A 19,808-nucleotide genomic window follows, 5' to 3' on the forward strand; every position below is an offset into this window, starting at 1 on the left:
ACTTTGTCGGTGTGCGCTTCTCATGATGCTGCTTAATCTTCTAAACGATCCTTTTCTAAAAGTGATGCGCCAGCAATACCTGGTTTAGTCATTTCAAAAGGATTCAAGATGACATCAAGCTCTTCCTCTGATAAAACATCATTTTGCAGACAAAGCTCACGTACAGATACGCCTGTAAGAATCGCTTCTCTGGCAATTCGTGCAGCAGCTTCATAACCAATATGCGGATTCACCGCTGTCATGACACCAGCACTTTTTTCTACATATTCTTTTAATCTAGATTCATCTGCTTTTAGGTCACGCAAGCAGTTGTCTACGAAGGACTCAAAGACATTTTTCATGATGCTGAGAGATTGAAGCAAGTTGAACACAAGGACTGGTTCCATCACGTTCAGCTCAAGCTGACCAGCCTCTGATGCAAGACAGATCGTGTGGTCATTTCCGATGACTTGGAATGCTACTTGGTTCATGACCTCTGGCATCACTGGGTTGACTTTCCCTGGCATGATGGATGAACCTGGCTGTCTTGGTGGCAAGTGAAGCTCACCAAAGCCTGCTCTTGGACCTGATGCCATCAAGCGAATATCGTTCGCCATTTTAGACATATTCATCATACATACTTTCAGTGCAGCTGATACTTCTGTATAAGCATCCGTATTTTGCGTGGCATCGACTAGGTCTTCAGCTCCAACTAACGGTAATCCGCTAATGTCAGATAGATAGCCAACCACCTGGCGAATATATTTAGGATCAGCATTCAAGCCAGTTCCGACTGCTGTTGCACCCATATTGACTTCATATAAATGCTGTTTAGACTGCTTGATACGTTTAATATCACGAGCAAGAACCTTTGCATAAGCACTAAACTCTTGACCAAGTCTGATTGGAACAGCGTCCTGAAGATGCGTACGTCCCATTTTGATGACATGATCGAATTCTTGCGCTTTTTCTGTCATAACTTGATGCATGTTTTCCATCGTATAAAGTAGTTTTTCAATCATATTCAATGTTGAAATATGAATCGCTGTTGGGAAAACGTCGTTTGTTGACTGCGACATGTTCACATGCGTGTTTGGACTTAGCTCAGTATAAGCGCCTTTTTCCTTTCCTAGTAGTTCAAGCGCTCTGTTTGCAATGACTTCATTGGCATTCATATTCATTGAAGTGCCAGCCCCGCCTTGAATTGGATCGACAATAAATTGATTGTTCCATTTTCCTTCAATAACCTCATCTGCTGCTTGAACAATTTTTTCCCCAAGACCAGAATATAGTCGCTTTGTATCCATATTTGCAAGTGCGGCTGCCTTTTTGACAATCCCTAATGCTTTGATGAGTTCCTCATGAACATGGTAGCCAGTAATTGGAAAGTTCTCTACTGCACGTAATGTTTGAATTCCATAATACGCTTGAGTATCTACTTCCTTTTCACCTAGAAAGTCTCGTTCGATTCGAACTTGCTTGTCCTGTAGCTTCGTCATTTGAAAAGATCTCCTTTTACGCTGCTTTTGTTTGTTGTTTTAATTCCTCAATATACTTCTTCGATTTCTCTTGATCAAAAACTTTTTCCCACTTAGACATGACAATGGCTGCAAGTGAGTTACCAAATACGTTAACAGTTGTACGAACCATGTCAAGAATACGGTCGATCCCAACGATGAAGGCAAGTCCTTCAAGCGGCAGTCCCATTGCACCAAGTGTTGTGATGACAACAACGATTGATGCACCTGGTACACCAGCCATTCCTTTAGATGTCAGCATCAAGATTAATAGTAACGTAATTTGCTCATAGATGGAAAGTGGCATGCCGTACATTTGTGCAACAAATATGGCGGCAATGGATTGATAGATGGCACTTCCATCTAAGTTAAAGGTGTAGCCTGTTGGGATAACGAACGACGTGATCGCTTTCGGGCAGCCGAACTTCTCCATTTTATCCATTAGTCTAGGCAGTACAGCTTCTGAACTTGCTGTTGAGAATGCAAGAATGATTTCTTCTTTTAGCACTCTAAATAGTGTAAAGACGCTTGTTCCAGCTAATTTTGCGATAATGCCAAGTACGACAATCACGAAGAATGCCATTGTGCCGTAAACGACAAGTACCAGCTTACCTAGCGGGAGAAGCGCTCCGACCCCGAATTTGATCACCGTCACACTGATGAGCGCGAATACACCAAATGGTGCAAACTTCATCACTTTATTGGTCACCCAGAACATGGCTTCGAGTATACCCTCAAAGAACCCTAACACTGGTTTCCCTTTGTCTCCTACTGCGGCAATTCCTAATCCGAATAAGACGGTAAAGAAGATCGTTGGTAATAGATCACCTTCTGCAATGGATTGGAAAACGTTTGTTGGCACTAGATGCACAATCGTTTCAGAGAAACTTGCTTTTTCGGAAGAAGCTTTCGATGTCTCTTCATATTTAGAGATATCGCCTTTTTCCATGTTGCTCATGTCAATTCCTGTACCAGGATGGAAGACGTTTGCTGCAAGCAGTCCTACTGCTAATGCAATCGTTGTCACAATTTCGAAGTAAAGAATCGTTTTCCCACCGAGTCTTCCGATGGTTTTCATATCCCCTACACCAGCTACTGCTACAATCAACGCAGCAATAACAATTGGAAGAACGATCATTTTAATTAAATGGATGAATATATCGCCAATCGGCGTTAACACATTAATAACGGTTTCATTTTGATAAAACAGCGCTCCCACGATAACACCCAGAACAAGTGCAATGAGTATTTGTGAAGCTAACCCTAACTTTTTCATACGTGAACCCCCTTTTTTTGATAACGCTTTCTTTGTTGCTTAATCGCATCTTAACGATGAACCTACAAAAAACGACAAAAAGGAACAAAAAGAAGTGAATTTTTTATGAAAAATCTTTTAAAAGGTGGGTTTTTCCACAAAATTGTTAAAAAAAGACTCCGCTTTTGGGCGAAGTCCTAATGATTTTGCATTTGTTCACTTGGTGTATCTTGTTGTGGATAAAATCTATCGTATATCGCATATCCAATAAGGACAAGAGCAACGTAGAACAATGCACTAATCGTCCAAATCCATTTGACATTCAGCTTCATTGTGCCACTCCCTCTCTAACCGGTTTCAATCGCTGCAATCTGAGCGCATTCAATACAACCGACACGGAGCTAAAGGCCATTGCTGCTCCTGCAAGCCATGGCGCAAGAAGTCCTAAAGCAGCTATCGGTATCCCAATACAATTATAAGCAAGCGCCCAAAATAGATTTTGCTTGATGTTTCTCATCGTTTTTTGACTAAATTCAAGCGCATCAGCAATGGCATGGAGGTCTCCTGTCATGAGTGTGATATCTGCTGCTTCCATGGCGACATCTGTCCCAGTTCCAACTGCCATCCCAATATTCGCTGTCGCAAGGGCCGGGGCATCATTAATACCATCTCCGACCATGGCGACTTTCTTTCCTTGTTCCTGAAGCACCGCGATGTGAGCCGCCTTTTCCTCAGGCAGGACTTCAGCAATGACATGATCAATGCCCGCCTGTTTCGCAATCGCCTCTGCTGTCATCTTGTTATCACCTGTCATCATCACGACGTGAATCCCTTGCTCTTTCAGACGCTTGATCGCTTGAGGTGAAGATGATTTGATCGTATCTGCGACCGCGACAATGCCAGCGACTTCGCCGTCAATCGCGACGAGCATTGCCGTTTTCCCTTGCTGCTCCAGCGTTGTGACGGATGCTTCGACTTGATCATATGGGATATGATGTTTCTGTAATAGCTTACGCGTTCCAATCAAAAGCTTGCGCCCTGCTGCCGTTGCTTCAATTCCATGACCTGGGTCAGCTTGGAAGGCTTCAATCTCGACCGCTTCAAGACCTTGTTCCTTCATTCCGTCTGTGATGGCTCTAGCAAGCGGATGTTCCGACTGCTGTTCTGCTGATCCTGCTAGCTGTAGCAGCGCATCTTCTGTCCAATTGGCATATGCCAGCACATCTGTCAGACTCGGCTCCCCTTTTGTCACAGTTCCTGTTTTATCTAAAACCACCGTGTCGAGTGATTGAGTCACTTCTAAATGCTCTCCGCCTTTAAACAGAATGCCTGATTCAGCTGCACGACCGCTCCCAGCCATAATCGAGGTTGGTGTGGCAAGGCCGAGCGCACACGGACATGCGATGACGATGACTGCGATAAACGTTTCAAGGGCTGACGTCACATTTCCTGGATCAACAAAGAAAAACCAAATCAGGAAGGTAAGCATGGCAATTCCTACAACGATGGGAACGAATATCCCTGATATTTGATCTGCCATCCTTTGAATCGGTGCTTTTGAGCCCTGTGCTTGTTCTACGACTTTAATAATCTGTGAAAGGGCGGTCTCTTTCCCAACCTTTGTCGCTTTCACTTTCACAAACCCATTTTTATTAATGGTTGCCCCGATGACCGCATCACCAGCCGTTTTATCAACAGGCAAACTTTCGCCCGTAATCATGGACTCATCAATTGCGGTTGTTCCCTCCACGATCTCTCCATCTACCGGCACTTTCTCTCCCGGTTTGATAAACACAAGATCATTCACTTTCACTTCGGAAATTGGCACGGTCATCTCTTTCCCCTCTCGCTCGATGACCGCTTCTTTCGCTTGTAGACCCATCAGCTTTTGAATCGCTTCTGATGATCTCCCTTTTGCTCTTGCTTCCATTAATTTTCCGAGTACGATCAACGTAATGAGTACAGCACTTGTTTCATAATAGAGGGCTGCCTCATGTGTGCCTTGAACCGCTGACTGAATGCTTTCATATAAACTATAGAAAAACGCAGCTGATGTCCCAAGTGCGACAAGAACATCCATGTTGGCACTTTTATTACGTAACGCTTTATACGCACCTACATAGAAGGGCCAGCCGACAATGAACTGAACGGGCGCTGCTAACGCCAGCTGAACCCAAGGATTCATGAACGCTTCAGGCAGCCAAATAAAAGACGTGAAAGAAAAATGACTGACCATTGCCCAAAGAAGTGGCAGTGACAGGATCATTGAGAATAGAAAGCGTGCCGTCTGCTTCTCTATTGCTGCTTGGCGATGATCTTTTTTTCCTTCCTCTGCTTCATCTGCAGCTGGTTCAATTAAAGAATACCCAATGGACTGAACCGCTTGCTTTATATCACTTGTAGACGTTTGGCCTGGGTGATACGTGACCTGAAGGGTCTCCAGCGCAAAGTTCACAGATCCGTGATCGACACCATCCATCCGGTTAATTTTTTTCTCGATTCGGTTGGCACACGCTGCACACGTCATTCCTTCTATATCAAATTCTGCTTGCTCCATCACCACATCGTAGCCGAGAGATTGAATTTTTTGCTTGAGATCATCTGGTGTGAGTTGTTCTGCTTCATACACAATATGAGATGTTTCCAGCGCCAAATTCACATTGGCATCCTCTACACCTTCCAGCCTGTTCAATCCCTTTTCGATGCGCCCTGCACAGGCAGCACAGGTCATCCCCGTAATTTGAAAGTCGATTTCCTTCTTCATTGACCTCACCTCTCCATATACACCATGGGGGTATTATATTTTGAAAAAAATACGTGCTGTTATGCAGCACGTATGTTCATTTATACGACATCATATCCCTGTTCTTCAATTACATCAGAGATACGGTGCAACGTGACTTGATCTGGGTGAAATGAAACTTCCACCTCTCCTTTGTCTAAATGGACTTTCACAGATTCAACACCTGCTAGTTCTCCTACATTTCCTTCGACTGCTTTCACACAATGTCCGCAAGACATGCCCTGCACTTGAAGTGTTGCTTGTTCCACTTCTCATCGCCTCCATCAATCATTTTCTAAAATTTACTATACCCTAGTAGGGTATCAATGTAAACATAAATGCTATGATTTTGTCAGTTTCGTAAAGACCGTCATTAACTCTTCAATGGCTTCATCCCCATTGCCGCTCTTGATCGCATCCGCTACGCAATGATGTGTATGCTTTTCCATTAAATGAAGACTGACCTTTTTCAAAGCCGCATTGACTGCGGAGATTTGATTGACAACATCAATACAGTAACGATCGTTTTCAATCATTTGCTGAATCCCGCGCACTTGTCCTTCCACTCGTTTCAACCGATTGATCAATTGATCTTTTTCCTTCTCGGCTCTAGGCGAAGCCATATGTCTTTCTTCATGTTCTGTCATGTGATCACCTTTTTTCCATTATGACTTGTCTTTACCTAAATTAAAGCATATCTCCACCGGAAAAGGCAAAGATATGCTGAATACACTCTATAGTGTTTGCTTTAATTTGTTAATTGTTCAATGTCCTGCAATAGATTGACGGATTGCTGAAGCTGCTTAATCAATCCTTGCTGGTCCTCAAGCATGGCGGCAACGTCGATGTTGTCTGCTTTCAATTGCTGTAAATACGTCTGAATTTCCTCTGACAGCACTTTATTTTTTTCAATGATTTGCGCATGCAGGTCTTCTGCCATTTTTGGCGCTGTGACCTCATTAAAATCTTGAATGTCTGCCTTCAATGATTCAAGCTGCTGCGTTAATTCTGCCTTTTTGGCGGCGTTTTGGACAGCTTCTTCAGCGAGCTTTGGAAAGTCCTCTGTAAATTGCTGAATGTCTGTGACATAGTCATTTGCCTCAGTGACATATGTCGTTGTATCGTTGACTTGATCAAGTAAGCTGGAGCACCCGCTTAATACAAGCGTTCCGGAAAATAGGAAAGCTATCACATATTTTTTCAAGATCGATCATCCTTTCATCTGTGGGATTAAAAGCATCATTTGTTCAGCTTCCCTATCACACAGACTTAAAAAGACCTTAAAAATAGCCAGACCTTTGCCTCATGTGTGATAGGCAAAGGTCTGGCTAACATTGTTCATGCCGGAATGGCCGAGAAGCAATCGCTGCTTCTGTAATGACGACCAAACCGTAAAAGCTACTCCCCTTTAGGAAACTGTTCAAATGTTATGTTTATCATATCGAATGTCAGGACAACCGTCAATGAGAAGCAAGCGGTAGGTCAATTCTCTTCATAAAGCATATAATCCGCTCCAGTGGACGCATAAATCCGGTTGCGTCCTTGGCGTTTTGACATATACAAGGCCTGGTCCGCTTCAAATAGAAGAGTTTCTAATACATTTGGATCATAAGCTGTGTGAGCAATTCCAAAGCTCGCTGTTACTCGCACTTTTTCCTCATCATTCTCAAAGAAACTCATCTCAAATGAATGTCTAATTTGCTCCGCAATATGACATGCCTCTTCGAAAGAATGATGCGGCAGACAAATAGCAAACTCTTCTCCGCCATATCGTCCGAATAAATCGTCCATTTGTAAATGCTGCTGACAAATGGTGACAACATGACGCAGTGCCTCGTCTCCAATATGATGTCCGTGTGTGTCATTGATTTGTTTAAAGAAATCAATATCAAACAGCATAACAGCCGTATCCTGCGCATCCTCTTCCAGGATCATCTGCGTTCGTTCAATAAATGAAGACCGATTGAAGATATTCGTCAATCCATCAATATACGCACGACGCTCCAGCTCTTCCTGCAGCAAACGCTGCTCTGTTACATCACTGATCACAATTTGCCTGCCCTCAATCTCTCCTCTTCTATTAAATAACGATGAAGCGGTCAGAAGATAATAGCTGGACTGATCTTCTTCCTTTTTCCACATTAAATCATATTGCGAATGATCCTGCGGAGAACGCAGCCACTGGAAGAACGCGGTATCTTTGATGATCCCTGAGAAAATATCGTCAATTTTAAAGCCAATCCCCTTTTTATTAGAAAGTGCTGGAATGATCGATGCAGCAGCGGGGTTGTAATCTATGAGTGTCCGGTATCGATCTAAAATGAGAACCCCTTCAGACATATGCTCAAACACACGCTCCATCGCAATGGGAGAGAGCTTAAAGAGCTGGAACGACATAATCGCCCATAAGTAGAGCGCATTGGTTAAAAACATCACCACAGGGACCGGGTCAATATGAAGAGGTGTCACGCCTAATAAATAGATAAAAGATGTCGTGATTGGCAGTAACATGCCCACTAGCAAAATAAGGATCTGCTTTAAATACTCTTTTTTTGTAACACGCAAAAACCAAACCAGCATAAAAATAGCGAGCATCGAACAGCCAAATGTATAGACGCCATGAATGATATACCAATAGCCAATCGTAAAGTCAGCCAATAAAAATCCGTCTACTGGATTCATCGTGATGCTTCGATAAAAGAGTGAATGAAAAGAGTTGGTGAACACCATAATGGTGGTGAGAGTTGGAATCAGTAAGATGAGAAGCACGCGGCGCTTTGTGAAATATTGATGGGATCCCGTAAATTGCAGCACAATCATCAGACTGAATGGCGCGATGAACGGAAGACCTATGTATTGAAAACAAACCCAGAACATAATCTCCCCAGGTGTACTTGCCAATAATTCAAACGTGTGCCCAAAGATATAAATCGCAGTTGCTCCAGACATGTACATAAACAATTGACAGCCAATATACCGGTGGCGGTTCGCATGAGCAATGATTGATAATATCACGGACAGAATGCCAGAAACACTCATGATCACAATAAAATGTAAAACAATCGAATCCATGTAAACGCCCCAATTTCAGTTATTTAGAACTAGTCTAATATAACTATATATGAGGAAGTCACAAATGGGAAGATGTGATTTTGATTTGGGTGGAGGTTTTTTGTAACATTTCAGGCGTTATCTGTTCGTGATCTCTTATATTTTCACTACTTTTTGCTTAATTTAAGATAGAAGTATGTTGCGCTCGGAGAAATATCTGTACAATGTGGGGATGAATGGAGAGGAGACTCAAAAGAAATATGACTTTTTGGATGATCATGACAGGGCTGTTTATACTGATTCTTTTGAAGAAACCGTTTGAAAAGAGAAGTTCTGGATTGTTATTTTTGATCAGTTATTTACTGCTGATTGCGATTTATGTGATCCAAACAACGTTTGTGGAACTTGTGCCGGATGGATTTTTGATGATGATTGCGGTGGTTGTCGTTTTTCCTTTGTTTGTTCGGTTGGTGGTGTCTTCTCAGAAGACACGTTCTTGAAAACTATACAAAAATGAGACTATGTTAGTACTTATTTTGCAAGTTTAATTATTAGTTAAATAGACAACTAACTAGTGTAAATGGTCAATTGAATTACCTTACAAAAAATAAGCAAGCAGAAGCTTGCTTATTTTTCATAATCACTTATTAGTAAATAACTTATCAATAATGTTAATAGCAATAAGACAAATAGGAAGTGCAATGATAATGTACAAAAAGTTTTTAGGTACAAACATATTGTAATAATAGAAAAATACACTGATAAAGAGAATCATAACAGCATACTTCATTATACTTTTCACAAAATTCCTCCTAATAAATATCCACCCAGCCATTATTAGGGCGTTTATCCCTTTTATCTAATTGTTTAGCAATTTGGGTTCCAATATCCAAATAATTTAGAGCAATTGCGACAGCAACACCAATAGAAACCGCTAATTTTTTAGCTCCCCACGCCTTTAATCTACTTGTTACGGTTTTAGTGAATATTCTTTTAGCTTCTGCTTTGCCTTTTTTAATAATAAATGATTGTATAACACCAACGCCACCCCCAACAGCAAAACCAATCACAGCATTGAAAACTGCACCTGCAAACCTAACAGATACACCAACCTTTATACCAGATGATTTTTTCTTTTTAGCAGCTTCAACTTCTTTAACCCCAAATGAAGAAGCAAATACCTCTTTAGCAAATGCTAAATTCTCATTTTCAAATAGAGTTGAATCATTTATTTCTTCCACTAACTCTTCTTGTGCTGCTGACAAATCATTATATGTATCAGATTCTTTATCGAAGAAATTTGTTAATTCTTTTTTAAATATTTCCTTCTCACTAACATTTGCAAGCTCTGTTTGTTCTTCTACTATTTTATCAAAAAGTTGCCTCTCATCTTTCGTCATTTCATCTATCGAAGGCATATTTCTAACCTCTTCTTCAAGATCGAACTCTTCAGATAAAACTTCCCTACTCAATTTAACATCATTTGAATTTATACCCTCTACTGTTTCACCTACTAGAACCCCCTCTAACACAGGTTGTTCCTCATTATCTGACTCTGCAAAACTAGTTAGAGTAGATAATGAACTAATCGTAAAGATAATTACTGTCAAAATTGATACTCTCTTAAAAAATACATTCATCGACACCTTTACAAATACCTCCTATAAAAGTTAAATTAAAACACATAAAGTCTATTTTAACATAAAAATCATAAAAAAATAGTATAATATTCTCTAGATAGGTAAATAATTATTAAATATAATCGAATTTCCAATTCTTAATACCTGCAAAAACGCCGAATAATAATTTAGGTTATAATACTACGGAATAAAAAAAAGACGCTTAAAATAGCGTCTTTTTTATTCTTAAAGTTTTTAATAAAATCCTTTTGTGTTAACCAATCGTTTAGAACACCATGTTGCCAAAATGTTGCCAGCCCCCGAATCAAGGGCTTTCAAACCCTTGATTCGGCTGCATTCTAAAAGTTTTGATGGAGACGGTGGGAGTCGAACCCACGTCCAGAGACATCGATTACTTAAGCGTCTACGAGCGTAGTCAACATATTTGGTGTTCACTCATCCTCATGCCTGCTGACGGGCGCTTGGAGAGCTAGTCTGATGGATCTCTTCTTACGTCCTCAGACGAAAACGTAAGCGTAGCCTACTTCATTGGGCTCCTCACAGACACATAGGCGATGTCAGGAAGAGCTCGCTGCACTTATTAGGCAGCTAGTGCTAAGTTTTGGTTAAAACTTTTAGTTTTGCCAGTTACATTTAGTGCGTGTTAACGAGATCGCCTCTCGGCTCGCAGCTCAAGCTCGAACCGCCCCTGTCGAATCCGTAACGTCCCCTTGTAAAAGGGATATACGGGATGGAAACGTTCAGCTTAACTGCTTCCGTATATAACTATTATAACAATCTTATCGCTTGAAACAACTGGTGGTTTCTGTAAGAAAAGCGGTGATTGTTTACTGCATAACATATTGTAGCATAATGCTTCCGCTCTCAGCAAGCCATCTGCATCAGGCTAGAATTGCTTTTGTCGATCACGGAAGGCACGGTCGATTTCGCGTTTTGCATCTTTTTTCTTCAGATCTTCACGTTTATCGTATTTCTTTTTCCCTTTACCAATTCCGATCAACACTTTGGCAAAGCCATTTTTTAAATAGAGTTTCAGAGGCACGAGTGAGTAGCCTTCTTCCTTTGTCGCACCAATCAATTTACTAATTTGCTTGCGATGAAGCAGCAGCTTTCTCGTTCTCAGCGGGTCATGGTTATAACGGTTCCCCTGCTCGTATGGGCTCACGTGCATGTTGTGAAGAAACACTTCTCCTCGCTCAATTTTGGCAAAGGAATCTTTTAAATTCACTTTTCCTGCACGAATCGATTTGATTTCAGTTCCTTGTAACACAAGGCCAGCTTCATACGTTTCTTCTATAAAATAGTCATGATTTGCTTTTTTGTTTTGGGAAACAACCTTTCCCTCTCCCTTTGGCATTGGCGTACACCCTCCTTTTGACACAAACACGGTCCAAATCGTACGGATTATTTTATCAAACAATCCAGCTTTCGACAACGCTGACGCTATGTGGTCAAAAAGCAAATAGAGCGTGATGCTCTATTTGCTTTTTGTCACGTTACTTTTTCTTTTTACGTTTTTGTTTTGGTGCGTTATCAAATACGCGTTTTTTCTTTTTCTTCTTCTTACGGCCTGTGAACCAGTCACTTCCGCCTTTATCCTCTTTGGCTTTATCCCCAGAGGCATTTTGGCCTCCGTGCCCTTTTTTCGCTGGTGAATCTGTTCGTTTTTTAAACTTAAAATCTTTCGGCGATTTACGGCGGGTGCCTTTCATGCCGACGATTTCAAAATCAATCGAGTGCTCATCTTTATTGACATTCACCACTTTGACTGTGATTTCATCACCGATACGGTAGACATTTCCTGTGCGTTCACCGATCATGGCAAAGTGCTGCTCATCAAAGCGATAGTAGTCGTCTGTCATGTAGCTGACATGAACAAGACCTTCAATTGTATTCGGCAGTTCAACAAATAGTCCGAAGTTCGTCACGGAACTAATCATGCCATCAAACTCTTCACCGATTTTATCAAGCATAAATTCTGCCTTCTTGAGATCATCTGTTTCACGCTCTGCATCGACTGAGCGGCGCTCCATTGTAGACGCATGATCTGCAATTTCAGGAAGCAGCTGACCCCACTTTTCTAGAGTTGCTTCGTCTGTCTTTTTCTGAATCAAATAGGTTCTAATTAGTCTATGCACGATTAAATCCGGATAACGGCGGATCGGTGATGTGAAATGTGTATAGAATTCCGTTGATAATCCAAAATGGCCGATGCTTTCTGGATCATATTTCGCCTGTTTCATCGAACGAAGCATCACGGTTTGTATCACAACTTCTTCTGGTTGATCCCTCACAGCATCAAGTACACTTTGAAGTGCACGCGGGTGAATGTTTGTCGACGTTCCTTTCACAATGTAACCAAACGTTGTCACGAACTCTAAAAAGCGCTGAAGCTTCTCAGGATTTGGTTCTTCGTGAATTCGATAAATGAAAGGTACATTCAACCAGTGGAAATGCTCTGCAACTGTTTCGTTAGCAACAAGCATGAATTCTTCAATTAATTTCTCTGCGACTGAACGCTCGCGAACGACAACGTCTTTCGCCGCTCCTTCATCATCTACAAGTACTTTTGCTTCCTTGAAGTCAAAGTCTACTGCCCCGCGCTCCATCCGTTTTTCGCGAAGGATCTCTGCAAGCTTCTCCATCTCTTGGAACATTGGGACGAGCGGCTCGTATTTGTCTATAAGCTCCTCGTCTTGATCGACTAAAATCTTATTCACATCAGTATAGGTCATTCTTTCCGTCGTTTTGATCACACTTTGGAAAATCTCGTGTTTGACGACCTTCCCATTTCGATCAATGACCATTTCACAAGACAGCGTGAGACGATCGACCTTCGGATTCAACGAGCAAATACCGTTTGACAGGCGGTGCGGGATCATAGGAATGACGCGGTCTACGAGATATACACTCGTTCCACGCTCATAAGCTTCCTGATCAATCGGAGAGTTCTCTGTGACATAATGAGAGACATCTGCAATATGCACCCCTAGCTTATATTTGCCATCATCCAGCTTTTGCACCGTAACGGCATCATCTAAGTCCTTCGCATCTGCTCCGTCAATGGTTACAATCGTTTCATTGCGTAAGTCACGTCTGCCTTCTAGGTCTTTTTCATCAATCGTTTCAGGTGTGTCTACTGCCTGCTGGAGCGCTTCTTCTGGGAACTCACCTGGCAGGCCGTGTTTATGAATGATTGATAGTATATCAATGCCAGGGTCATTTTTATGACCAAGGATTTCAGTGACTTCGCCCTCTGCACTCATTCTTCCTTCTGGGTAGCTAGTCAGCGTCACGACCACTTTATGCCCTTCGACCGCTCCATTTTTAGCGGATTTCGGGATGAAGATATCGGTTGTGATTTTTTTATCATCAGGAATGACAAAGCCAAAGCTTTTCGTTTCTGTATAGGTACCGACAACCGTCTGAGTATTACGCTCCAGAATTCGGATGACAGTCCCTTCTTTTTTTGTGCCGTTTGATTTGTGGCTGACACGAACCATGACCGTATCACCATTCATCGCTGTGCCTAGCTCATTAGGCGGAATGAAAATATCATCCTGTCCAAACTCTTCTGGTGTCACAAATGCAAAGCCTTTTGCATGAGCAGACAGCTTTCCTTTTACCAAGTTCATTTTTTCCGGTACACCGTAGCGATCGCTGCGCGTGCGAACGATGAGTCCTTGATCTTCCAGCATCACAAGTGCTTTGACGAGCTCTTTATAATCATCTGGATTGGTAATCTCCATCATCACTTCCAGCTCTTGAACGGTTAACGGTTTATACGCTTCATCTTTCATAAAAGCGAGTAATTCATTCATAAATTCTTCTTTTTGCACACTCTAACCCCCTATATATTTAAACTGACCAATCAAGTGATTCTAAGAATGCATATACATCCTGATGAACCTTCTCGCGCTCTTTATCAAGCGTGATCGCATGGCCTGATTCTTCATACCATTTCAAATGCTTTTGATCTGTCTCTACTTCGTTGTAAATGATATTCGCACTGTCTGTATTAATCATATGATCGTGACGTGCCTGAACAACAAAAGTAGGTGAATAAATCATGTCGACATTATTTCTAACATCTGCAATCAGTTCTTGCAGGCTTCTCAGTGTATCCATGGGCGTTTTCTTGAACTCTTCCATTTCCTGTTCAATTTGGTCCTCTGACTTACCCTCGAATTTCTTATAGTTACGGGCATATTCTAGTACACCCTGGTACATGACTTCTTCACTTTTTATGTACATAGGTGCACACATAGGTACAATTCCCTTTACAGGTACAGTGTAACCTAATTTCAATGAAAAAACTCCTCCGAGGGATAGGCCGCAAACCGCAATTTCCTCATAGCCTTCATCTTTTAAGAATTGATAGCCTTCTTCTACATCCTTCCACCAGTCATCCGGTCCAAAATGGACAAGCTCTTCTGGCGGCACGCCGTGTCCTTTATATTGTGGTGCATGACACGTATACCCTCTTTCGTTCAAATAACGGCCTAGCATTCGAACATCGGCTGTATTCCCAGTAAAACCGTGAAGAAGAAGCACCGCCTTTTCTCCACCTTTAAACGTAAATGGTTTTGGTGTAACAACTTTCATGATGTGACTTCCTTTCCTTCCGATATGGTTTATATTTTCCACTTGTATGTATGAAACAAACACAAAAGAGTGCTGATAATAAAAAAAGGTCTGAAAAAAGATCAGACCTTCTGTTACTCGCGCTTTATACGCCTAAATATGCCAATGCAAGTGTTAAGATGAAGAAAAGCACTGACAAAATAACCGTTAAACGGTGAAGTATCAAGTCAAGACCTCTCGCTTTTTGCTTACCGAAAAGCTGCTCGGCTCCACCTGAAATAGCGCCTGACAGTCCAGCACTTTTACTAGATTGTAACAATACAACGATGATAAGTGCGATACTGACAATTACGAGTAATGTGATAACAAATGCGTGCATGAAAACACCTCCAGACAAACTGGTACACATAACTTTATTTTACATGAAAACAAGGTGCATGTCACGAAACATCAAAATAAAGATTCCCTCTATATTCTGGACTTTACTCGTTATTTTGATTCAATTTCATTCCAAAGAGTAGTATGCAGCATTTTTTATATGCAATTTTCGTTTAAAAACATGTTTTTAACGGGTTGCTTCTTCTTTCAATAGCTGTTTTAATTCTACTAACAAACGTTCAGCTCCTTCAGGACTCAGCATCACTTTCCCATTTCCATAGCTTTTGTTATACTTCGTCACTTGTCCAGTTAACAGGCAGCTCTTATCTGCATCATATTTTTTCAGCATAATGGTTTGATCTTCAATGAAAATTTCTAAAAGCTGCTCTTCTTTAATATTGAGTACCTTGCGCATTTCTGAAGGCAGAACAATTCTGCCTAGTGAATCAATATGTCTGACCATCCCAGTTCTTTTCAACGACATTGCCTCCTTGATCATTTCATTCATTGACTTTTGTCAACATTTTCATAGTAAAATAGATCTTCAAATTTTTTATCAAAGTAATGAATCATTTTGCCAATGACAAGCTGACCTGGTTTCCGATGACCATTTAATACCCTGCTGAGTGTGGCAGGAGAAATGCCAATTTCATCAGCGAGCTGATTTAAAGACATATCGTTTTCGATCATATACTGCATGACATAAGTCCGCCTGATCTGAATCTTTTCGACCATCATTACAACCTCCTATGGAATCAATATGTACAACGTGTAGGTGCTCACATGAAACAGATTCATTAACTTAAGTCAACACTTTTACCCCTCTGCTATTTCCTTTGGTCAATGATCATACTAAAATAAGTCATATACTGAAATGTGAGGTTCGATGTCATGAATCACTTTGGTGAACAATTACGCATTTTAAGAGAAAATAGAAAAATGTCTGTCAATCAACTCGCCATGTATTCAGGTGTAAGCGCTGCTGGTATTTCTCGAATCGAAAATGGAAAGCGTGGTGTGCCGAAGCCTTTAACCATAAAAAAATTAGCACACGCCTTGAAGGTGCCTTATGAGGATTTAATGCTGCTTGCAGGTCATATTGAACAGGAACAAGTTCATGAAATGAAACCAAAATATGAATCCATGTTGAAAATCTATCAAACGGCGCTTCAAAAGGATGTAGAACATCTTCCCATTTTTGACGGAGACCTATGGGAAAGGCTATCCGCACAAGACATCAGCCAGCTGAATGAATACTTTCTCACGCTCATCAACCAAAAAAAGACGAACAAATAGCGGGGCATAACCCTAAGATACATTCACTATTAACTAATGTCAATATTTTCATGGTATACTTGTTGCCAATAGTCAACAAATCAAGTAAAATAGATATATCTAATCTATAACCATGTGAGGTTTTGCCTTGATGAACTTTGGTGCATACTTAAGAGCATTACGTGAGGAAAAGAAGCTGTCAGTGAACCAATTAGCGATGTATTCAGAGGTCAGTGCTGCTGGTATTTCTCGTATTGAAAATGGGAAACGCGGCATTCCGAAGCCTCCTACGATAAAAAAACTAGCCGGTGCATTAAAGGTTCCTTATGAGGAAATGATGCAGGCTGCGGGCTATATTGAGGAAGCCTCTTCTGTCCATCAGCTGAAGGAAGAGGAAACGGCATTATCCAAAATAAAGGAAGCCGCAGCGCAATATGAACTTGGTGATCTCGAACTATTTGATGGAGACATTTGGTCAACTCTTTCGAAAAAAGAAATAGAAGATCTTAACCGCTATCTGTTATTTATATTAAACAGCCGTTCGTCATCATAGAATGTTTTGATCATTGACAAGCTTTTTGAGCTGATTTATGACAAATTTACGGTATAATGGGTTCAGATTGGAGTGAAGAAAGATGAATCAATCTGACATGTGCCCGCGGTTTGAAAAAGCAGTTGAGTTATTGAGTAAACGCTGGGTTGCACTGATTGTTTTTCAGCTTCTCTCAAGTCCGCAGCGCTTTGGTGAAATTGAGGCCGCTCTGACAAATTTAAGCGGAAGAGTATTATCTGAGAGATTAAAAGAGCTGGAAGCAGCAGGCATTGTAAAACGGGAGGTTTTTGCTGAAACACCCGTGCGTATTGAGTATTCTTTAACTGATATGGGGCGTTCCCTTGCACCCGTTTTTGAGGAAATTTCGAAGTGGTCTACTGAATGGATCACGCTTGAATCATAAAATACCCGCATGTGAACTGCCTGATCATCATAAAACTACCTCCCTTACAGATGTAAGGGAGGTTTTGTCTTTACAACCGCTTAAGCAGATGTCATGTTTTTTTCAGCTAATGCTTTTCTTTCTTTTTTCTTGTTCGTTGGGCTTAAATAGCGTTCGAGCCAGCCCATGACTAGGTCAGCGATAATGGCCATGAGGGCAGTTGGAATAGCACCTGCTAAAATGATGGCTGTTCCGTTTGTGGCGTTTGATCCTCTGATGATGATATCACCTAGACCTCCTGCGCCAACAAATGTCCCAATCGCTGTAATGCCGATGGCGATGACCAGCGCAGTTCTTAAACCAGCCATAATAACCGATAAAGCAAGCGGTAATTCAACCATTCTCAGCACTTGCCATTTCGTCATGCCCATCGCTTTACCCGATTCTAAATAAGCATGTTCAATGCTGACAATCCCTGTATACGTGTTGCGGATGATCGGCAACAGCGAATACAGAAAGAGTGATATGATGACTGTATTTGCGCCAAGTCCTAACACGAGCATCAACACGGAAAGCATTGCTAACGCCGGTATGGTTTGAATGACGTTGGTAATGGCGAAGATCCAATTGCTTAGCTTACGGTAATGCGCCACAAAGATGCCTACTGGAATTCCGACTATTGCCGCAAACAGCACCCCATACGCTGACATGAGAAAATGCCGATAAAATTCTTCTAACACATATGAACCGTTCTGCTGATAATACGTCCATAATTGCTGCAGTGTGTCCATCAGCCGTGACACCTCCCCATCTTATCTTACTCAAAGTAATTGTGCTTTTTCAGGAAATTCTTCGCAACGGTGGCTGGTTCTTGAAGCTCTCCGTCGACTTGATAGTTCAGCTCTTGCATTTGTTCTGTATTAATTTTTCCGATCAGTCTGTTGATCACCTTATCAAGCCCTGGGTTCTCTTTTAAAACTTTTTCCGGGACAACGGGCGATGCATCATATGGCGGGAAAAACCGCTTATCATCTTTTAAAATTTTGAGGTCATAGGCTTTGATTCGCCCATCTGTTGAATAGGCAAGCACAATATCCATTTTTTCATTTTTTAATGCATCGTACACTAAACCAATCTGCATTGGATACGTGCTTCCAAATTCAATTCCGTATGTTTTCACGAATCCTTCATAACCGTCGCCTTTCTTTTTGAGCCATATATTATCGACACCGAACCGGTAATTCTTCGCATTCTTTTTCAAGTCAGAGACCGTTTCTAACTTGTTTTCCTTCGCCATCTTTTGCGTCACGGCAAAGGCATACGTATTGTCAAAGCCATAGGAATCAAACCATTTGTAATCATAGCGTTTCTTAAATTCTTTTTGGACGATTTCCATTGCACGCTCCGGGTCTTTTTCCGCATCCATTCCAAGCGTACTCGTCAAATCTGTCCCTGTATATCTTGTCGCCGAAATGTCGATATCCCCATTTTCCATTGCTTTCTGCTGTACGGTATTAGAGCCTAAGTTTTTCACAATGGTTGTCTTTTTATCTGTGTAATGTTCGATGATCTCGCTAACCATATAGGCCATGATTTCTGATTCGGTAAAGTTTTGTGCTCCCACCCGCAGCGTATTGCCTGAGGAGCCGGCTAGTCCAGGAAGTGAACAGCCGCTTATCAATAGCAAGCATCCGGCAAGCAGTGCACTGATCCATTTTGTTTTTCGATTCTTCACATAAGCCAACTCCTTATGAAACTTCCTTCAATCCTTTTAAGCCTTCTGGTGTTACTTTTTTCTCCAGCTTCATCAATGTAAAGTCAATGATGACCGCTAAAATGGTGACTGGGATGGCACCTGCAATAATGTATTCCGGCTGGTATAGCTGAAGTCCAATCAAAATGTAGTCACCAAGACCGCCTCCACCGATAAAAGCAGCAAGTGTTGTCCAGCCAATTAAATAAATCGTTGACGTTCGGACACCTGCCATAATGATCGGTACAGCAAGTGGAAGTTCCACGAGACGAATTTGTTCCCATGTCGTCATGCCGATCCCTTTACCGGATTCAAGCAGATTTTTGTTCACACCTTGGACGCCGGCATACGTATTTCTCAAAATAGGCAATACCGAATAAAAAAAGAGAGCAACGATTGCAGGTATTTTCCCAACCCCCAAAATAGGAATAAAAAATGCAAGAATCGCTAAACTAGGGAGTGTTTGAAAGATATTCACGACACCGATGACAAAACCTGCGCCTCGTTTCATTCGCGTGAGAACGACGCCTAAAGGAACGGCAACGATAATTCCTAGCACGACAGCAATTAAGGAAATATATAAATGCTCCCACATTTTTGTGAGGAGTTCCCCACCATTTTTCTCTAGAAAATCGATGATTTGATCCATGTGTCCACCT

22 protein-coding genes and 1 other RNA gene are annotated in these 19,808 nt (G+C 41.5%); 4 read left to right on the forward strand and 19 right to left on the reverse strand.

Features of this window, described 5'->3' with window-relative positions; all coding sequences use genetic code 11:
• Window positions 1–32 precede the first annotated feature (32 nt).
• The 8 genes from aspA to NSS78_RS15620 all read right to left on the reverse strand — a co-directional run bounded on the left by aspA (window position 33) and on the right by NSS78_RS15620 (window position 8,605).
• Window positions 33–1,478 (reverse strand): aspartate ammonia-lyase, encoded by a 1,446-nt coding sequence (aspA, locus tag NSS78_RS15585; RefSeq protein ID WP_050944151.1) that lies wholly within the window; start codon window positions 1,476–1,478, stop codon window positions 33–35.
• Between the two features lie 16 nt (window positions 1,479–1,494).
• A complete protein-coding gene (locus NSS78_RS15590; RefSeq protein ID WP_003213370.1) occupies window positions 1,495–2,772 on the reverse strand; it encodes a cation:dicarboxylase symporter family transporter in 1,278 nt (425 codons plus the stop codon).
• A 176-nt stretch (window positions 2,773–2,948) separates the two neighbouring features.
• Entirely contained in the window at window positions 2,949–3,083 is a 135-nt protein-coding gene (locus NSS78_RS15595; RefSeq protein WP_267885135.1) for a hypothetical protein, read from the reverse strand.
• Window positions 3,080–5,515 (reverse strand): heavy metal translocating P-type ATPase, encoded by a 2,436-nt coding sequence (locus tag NSS78_RS15600; protein WP_268492592.1) that lies wholly within the window; start codon window positions 5,513–5,515, stop codon window positions 3,080–3,082. The genes NSS78_RS15595 and NSS78_RS15600 overlap by 4 nt, the downstream gene beginning before the upstream one ends.
• 80 nt (window positions 5,516–5,595) lie before the next feature.
• Complete coding sequence (gene copZ, locus NSS78_RS15605) at window positions 5,596–5,802, reverse strand: copper chaperone CopZ (protein WP_012011271.1); 207 nt, start codon at window positions 5,800–5,802, stop codon at window positions 5,596–5,598.
• 72 nt (window positions 5,803–5,874) lie between these two features.
• The gene (locus NSS78_RS15610) at window positions 5,875–6,180 is read right to left on the reverse strand and encodes a metal-sensing transcriptional repressor (RefSeq protein ID WP_012011272.1); all 306 of its coding nucleotides are present in this window, start codon (window positions 6,178–6,180) and stop codon (window positions 5,875–5,877) included.
• A gap of 101 nt (window positions 6,181–6,281) precedes the next feature.
• Window positions 6,282–6,737 carry a DUF6376 family protein gene (locus NSS78_RS15615; protein WP_003213149.1) on the reverse strand — a complete coding sequence of 152 codons (456 nt, stop codon included), beginning with the start codon at window positions 6,735–6,737 and terminating at the stop codon, window positions 6,282–6,284.
• Window positions 6,738–7,015: 278 nt separating this feature from the next.
• Window positions 7,016–8,605 carry a histidine kinase N-terminal 7TM domain-containing protein gene (locus NSS78_RS15620; RefSeq protein ID WP_342468156.1) on the reverse strand — a complete coding sequence of 530 codons (1,590 nt, stop codon included), beginning with the start codon at window positions 8,603–8,605 and terminating at the stop codon, window positions 7,016–7,018.
• A gap of 239 nt (window positions 8,606–8,844) precedes the next feature.
• On the opposite strand from NSS78_RS15620, the gene NSS78_RS15625 reads away from it, so the two are divergent.
• Window positions 8,845–9,084 (forward strand): hypothetical protein, encoded by a 240-nt coding sequence (locus NSS78_RS15625; RefSeq protein WP_050944161.1) that lies wholly within the window; start codon window positions 8,845–8,847, stop codon window positions 9,082–9,084.
• 312 nt (window positions 9,085–9,396) lie between these two features.
• Here NSS78_RS15625 and NSS78_RS15630 read toward each other — a convergent pair whose 3' ends face one another.
• From NSS78_RS15630 to NSS78_RS15665, 8 genes are all read right to left on the reverse strand, one after another.
• Window positions 9,397–10,230: a hypothetical protein gene (locus NSS78_RS15630; protein WP_106032204.1), complete on the reverse strand. Its 834-nt coding sequence runs from the start codon at window positions 10,228–10,230 to the stop codon at window positions 9,397–9,399.
• Between the two features lie 342 nt (window positions 10,231–10,572).
• Window positions 10,573–10,934: a transfer-messenger RNA gene (gene ssrA, locus NSS78_RS15635) on the reverse strand.
• Window positions 10,935–11,110: 176 nt separating this feature from the next.
• Window positions 11,111–11,581, reverse strand: a complete 471-nt coding sequence (gene smpB / locus NSS78_RS15640) for an SsrA-binding protein SmpB (RefSeq protein WP_003213153.1) — start codon at window positions 11,579–11,581, stop codon at window positions 11,111–11,113.
• A 139-nt stretch (window positions 11,582–11,720) separates the two neighbouring features.
• Complete coding sequence (gene rnr, locus NSS78_RS15645; protein WP_050944163.1) at window positions 11,721–14,063, reverse strand: ribonuclease R; 2,343 nt, start codon at window positions 14,061–14,063, stop codon at window positions 11,721–11,723.
• A 19-nt stretch (window positions 14,064–14,082) separates the two neighbouring features.
• Window positions 14,083–14,829 carry a carboxylesterase gene (locus NSS78_RS15650; RefSeq protein ID WP_251190812.1) on the reverse strand — a complete coding sequence of 249 codons (747 nt, stop codon included), beginning with the start codon at window positions 14,827–14,829 and terminating at the stop codon, window positions 14,083–14,085.
• A gap of 124 nt (window positions 14,830–14,953) precedes the next feature.
• On the reverse strand, window positions 14,954–15,187 hold the full coding sequence (secG, locus tag NSS78_RS15655) for a preprotein translocase subunit SecG (protein WP_003212746.1): 234 nt from the start codon (window positions 15,185–15,187) through the stop codon (window positions 14,954–14,956).
• Between the two features lie 186 nt (window positions 15,188–15,373).
• Window positions 15,374–15,664, reverse strand: coding sequence for an AbrB/MazE/SpoVT family DNA-binding domain-containing protein (locus NSS78_RS15660; protein WP_003213714.1), 291 nt, complete (start codon window positions 15,662–15,664; stop codon window positions 15,374–15,376).
• 26 nt (window positions 15,665–15,690) lie between these two features.
• Window positions 15,691–15,924, reverse strand: coding sequence for a helix-turn-helix transcriptional regulator (locus NSS78_RS15665; protein WP_003213379.1), 234 nt, complete (start codon window positions 15,922–15,924; stop codon window positions 15,691–15,693).
• A 153-nt stretch (window positions 15,925–16,077) separates the two neighbouring features.
• Here NSS78_RS15665 and NSS78_RS15670 point away from each other — a divergent pair, with 153 nt between their 5' ends.
• The 3 genes from NSS78_RS15670 to NSS78_RS15680 all read left to right on the forward strand — a co-directional run bounded on the left by NSS78_RS15670 (window position 16,078) and on the right by NSS78_RS15680 (window position 17,417).
• Window positions 16,078–16,482, forward strand: coding sequence for a helix-turn-helix transcriptional regulator (locus NSS78_RS15670; protein WP_003213200.1), 405 nt, complete (start codon window positions 16,078–16,080; stop codon window positions 16,480–16,482).
• Between the two features lie 130 nt (window positions 16,483–16,612).
• The gene (locus NSS78_RS15675; protein WP_003213015.1) at window positions 16,613–17,014 is read left to right on the forward strand and encodes a helix-turn-helix transcriptional regulator; all 402 of its coding nucleotides are present in this window, start codon (window positions 16,613–16,615) and stop codon (window positions 17,012–17,014) included.
• An 82-nt stretch (window positions 17,015–17,096) separates the two neighbouring features.
• Window positions 17,097–17,417: a helix-turn-helix domain-containing protein gene (locus NSS78_RS15680; RefSeq protein WP_050944175.1), complete on the forward strand. Its 321-nt coding sequence runs from the start codon at window positions 17,097–17,099 to the stop codon at window positions 17,415–17,417.
• Between the two features lie 80 nt (window positions 17,418–17,497).
• On the opposite strand, the gene NSS78_RS15685 is transcribed toward NSS78_RS15680, so the two are convergent.
• From NSS78_RS15685 to NSS78_RS15695, 3 genes are read right to left on the reverse strand one after another with little or no spacing between them, the layout of a single operon-like run.
• Window positions 17,498–18,187: an ABC transporter permease gene (locus NSS78_RS15685; RefSeq protein WP_003213726.1), complete on the reverse strand. Its 690-nt coding sequence runs from the start codon at window positions 18,185–18,187 to the stop codon at window positions 17,498–17,500.
• Window positions 18,188–18,213: 26 nt separating this feature from the next.
• On the reverse strand, window positions 18,214–19,131 hold the full coding sequence (locus NSS78_RS15690; protein WP_003213573.1) for an osmoprotectant ABC transporter substrate-binding protein: 918 nt from the start codon (window positions 19,129–19,131) through the stop codon (window positions 18,214–18,216).
• A gap of 13 nt (window positions 19,132–19,144) precedes the next feature.
• Window positions 19,145–19,798, reverse strand: a complete 654-nt coding sequence (locus NSS78_RS15695; protein ID WP_003213477.1) for an ABC transporter permease — start codon at window positions 19,796–19,798, stop codon at window positions 19,145–19,147.
• Between the last annotated feature and the right edge of the window lie 10 nt (window positions 19,799–19,808).

It is taken from the genome of Bacillus sp. FSL W8-0920, from assembly GCF_038593215.1.
Taxonomy (GTDB): Bacteria; Bacillota; Bacilli; order Bacillales; family Bacillaceae; genus Bacillus; species Bacillus pumilus.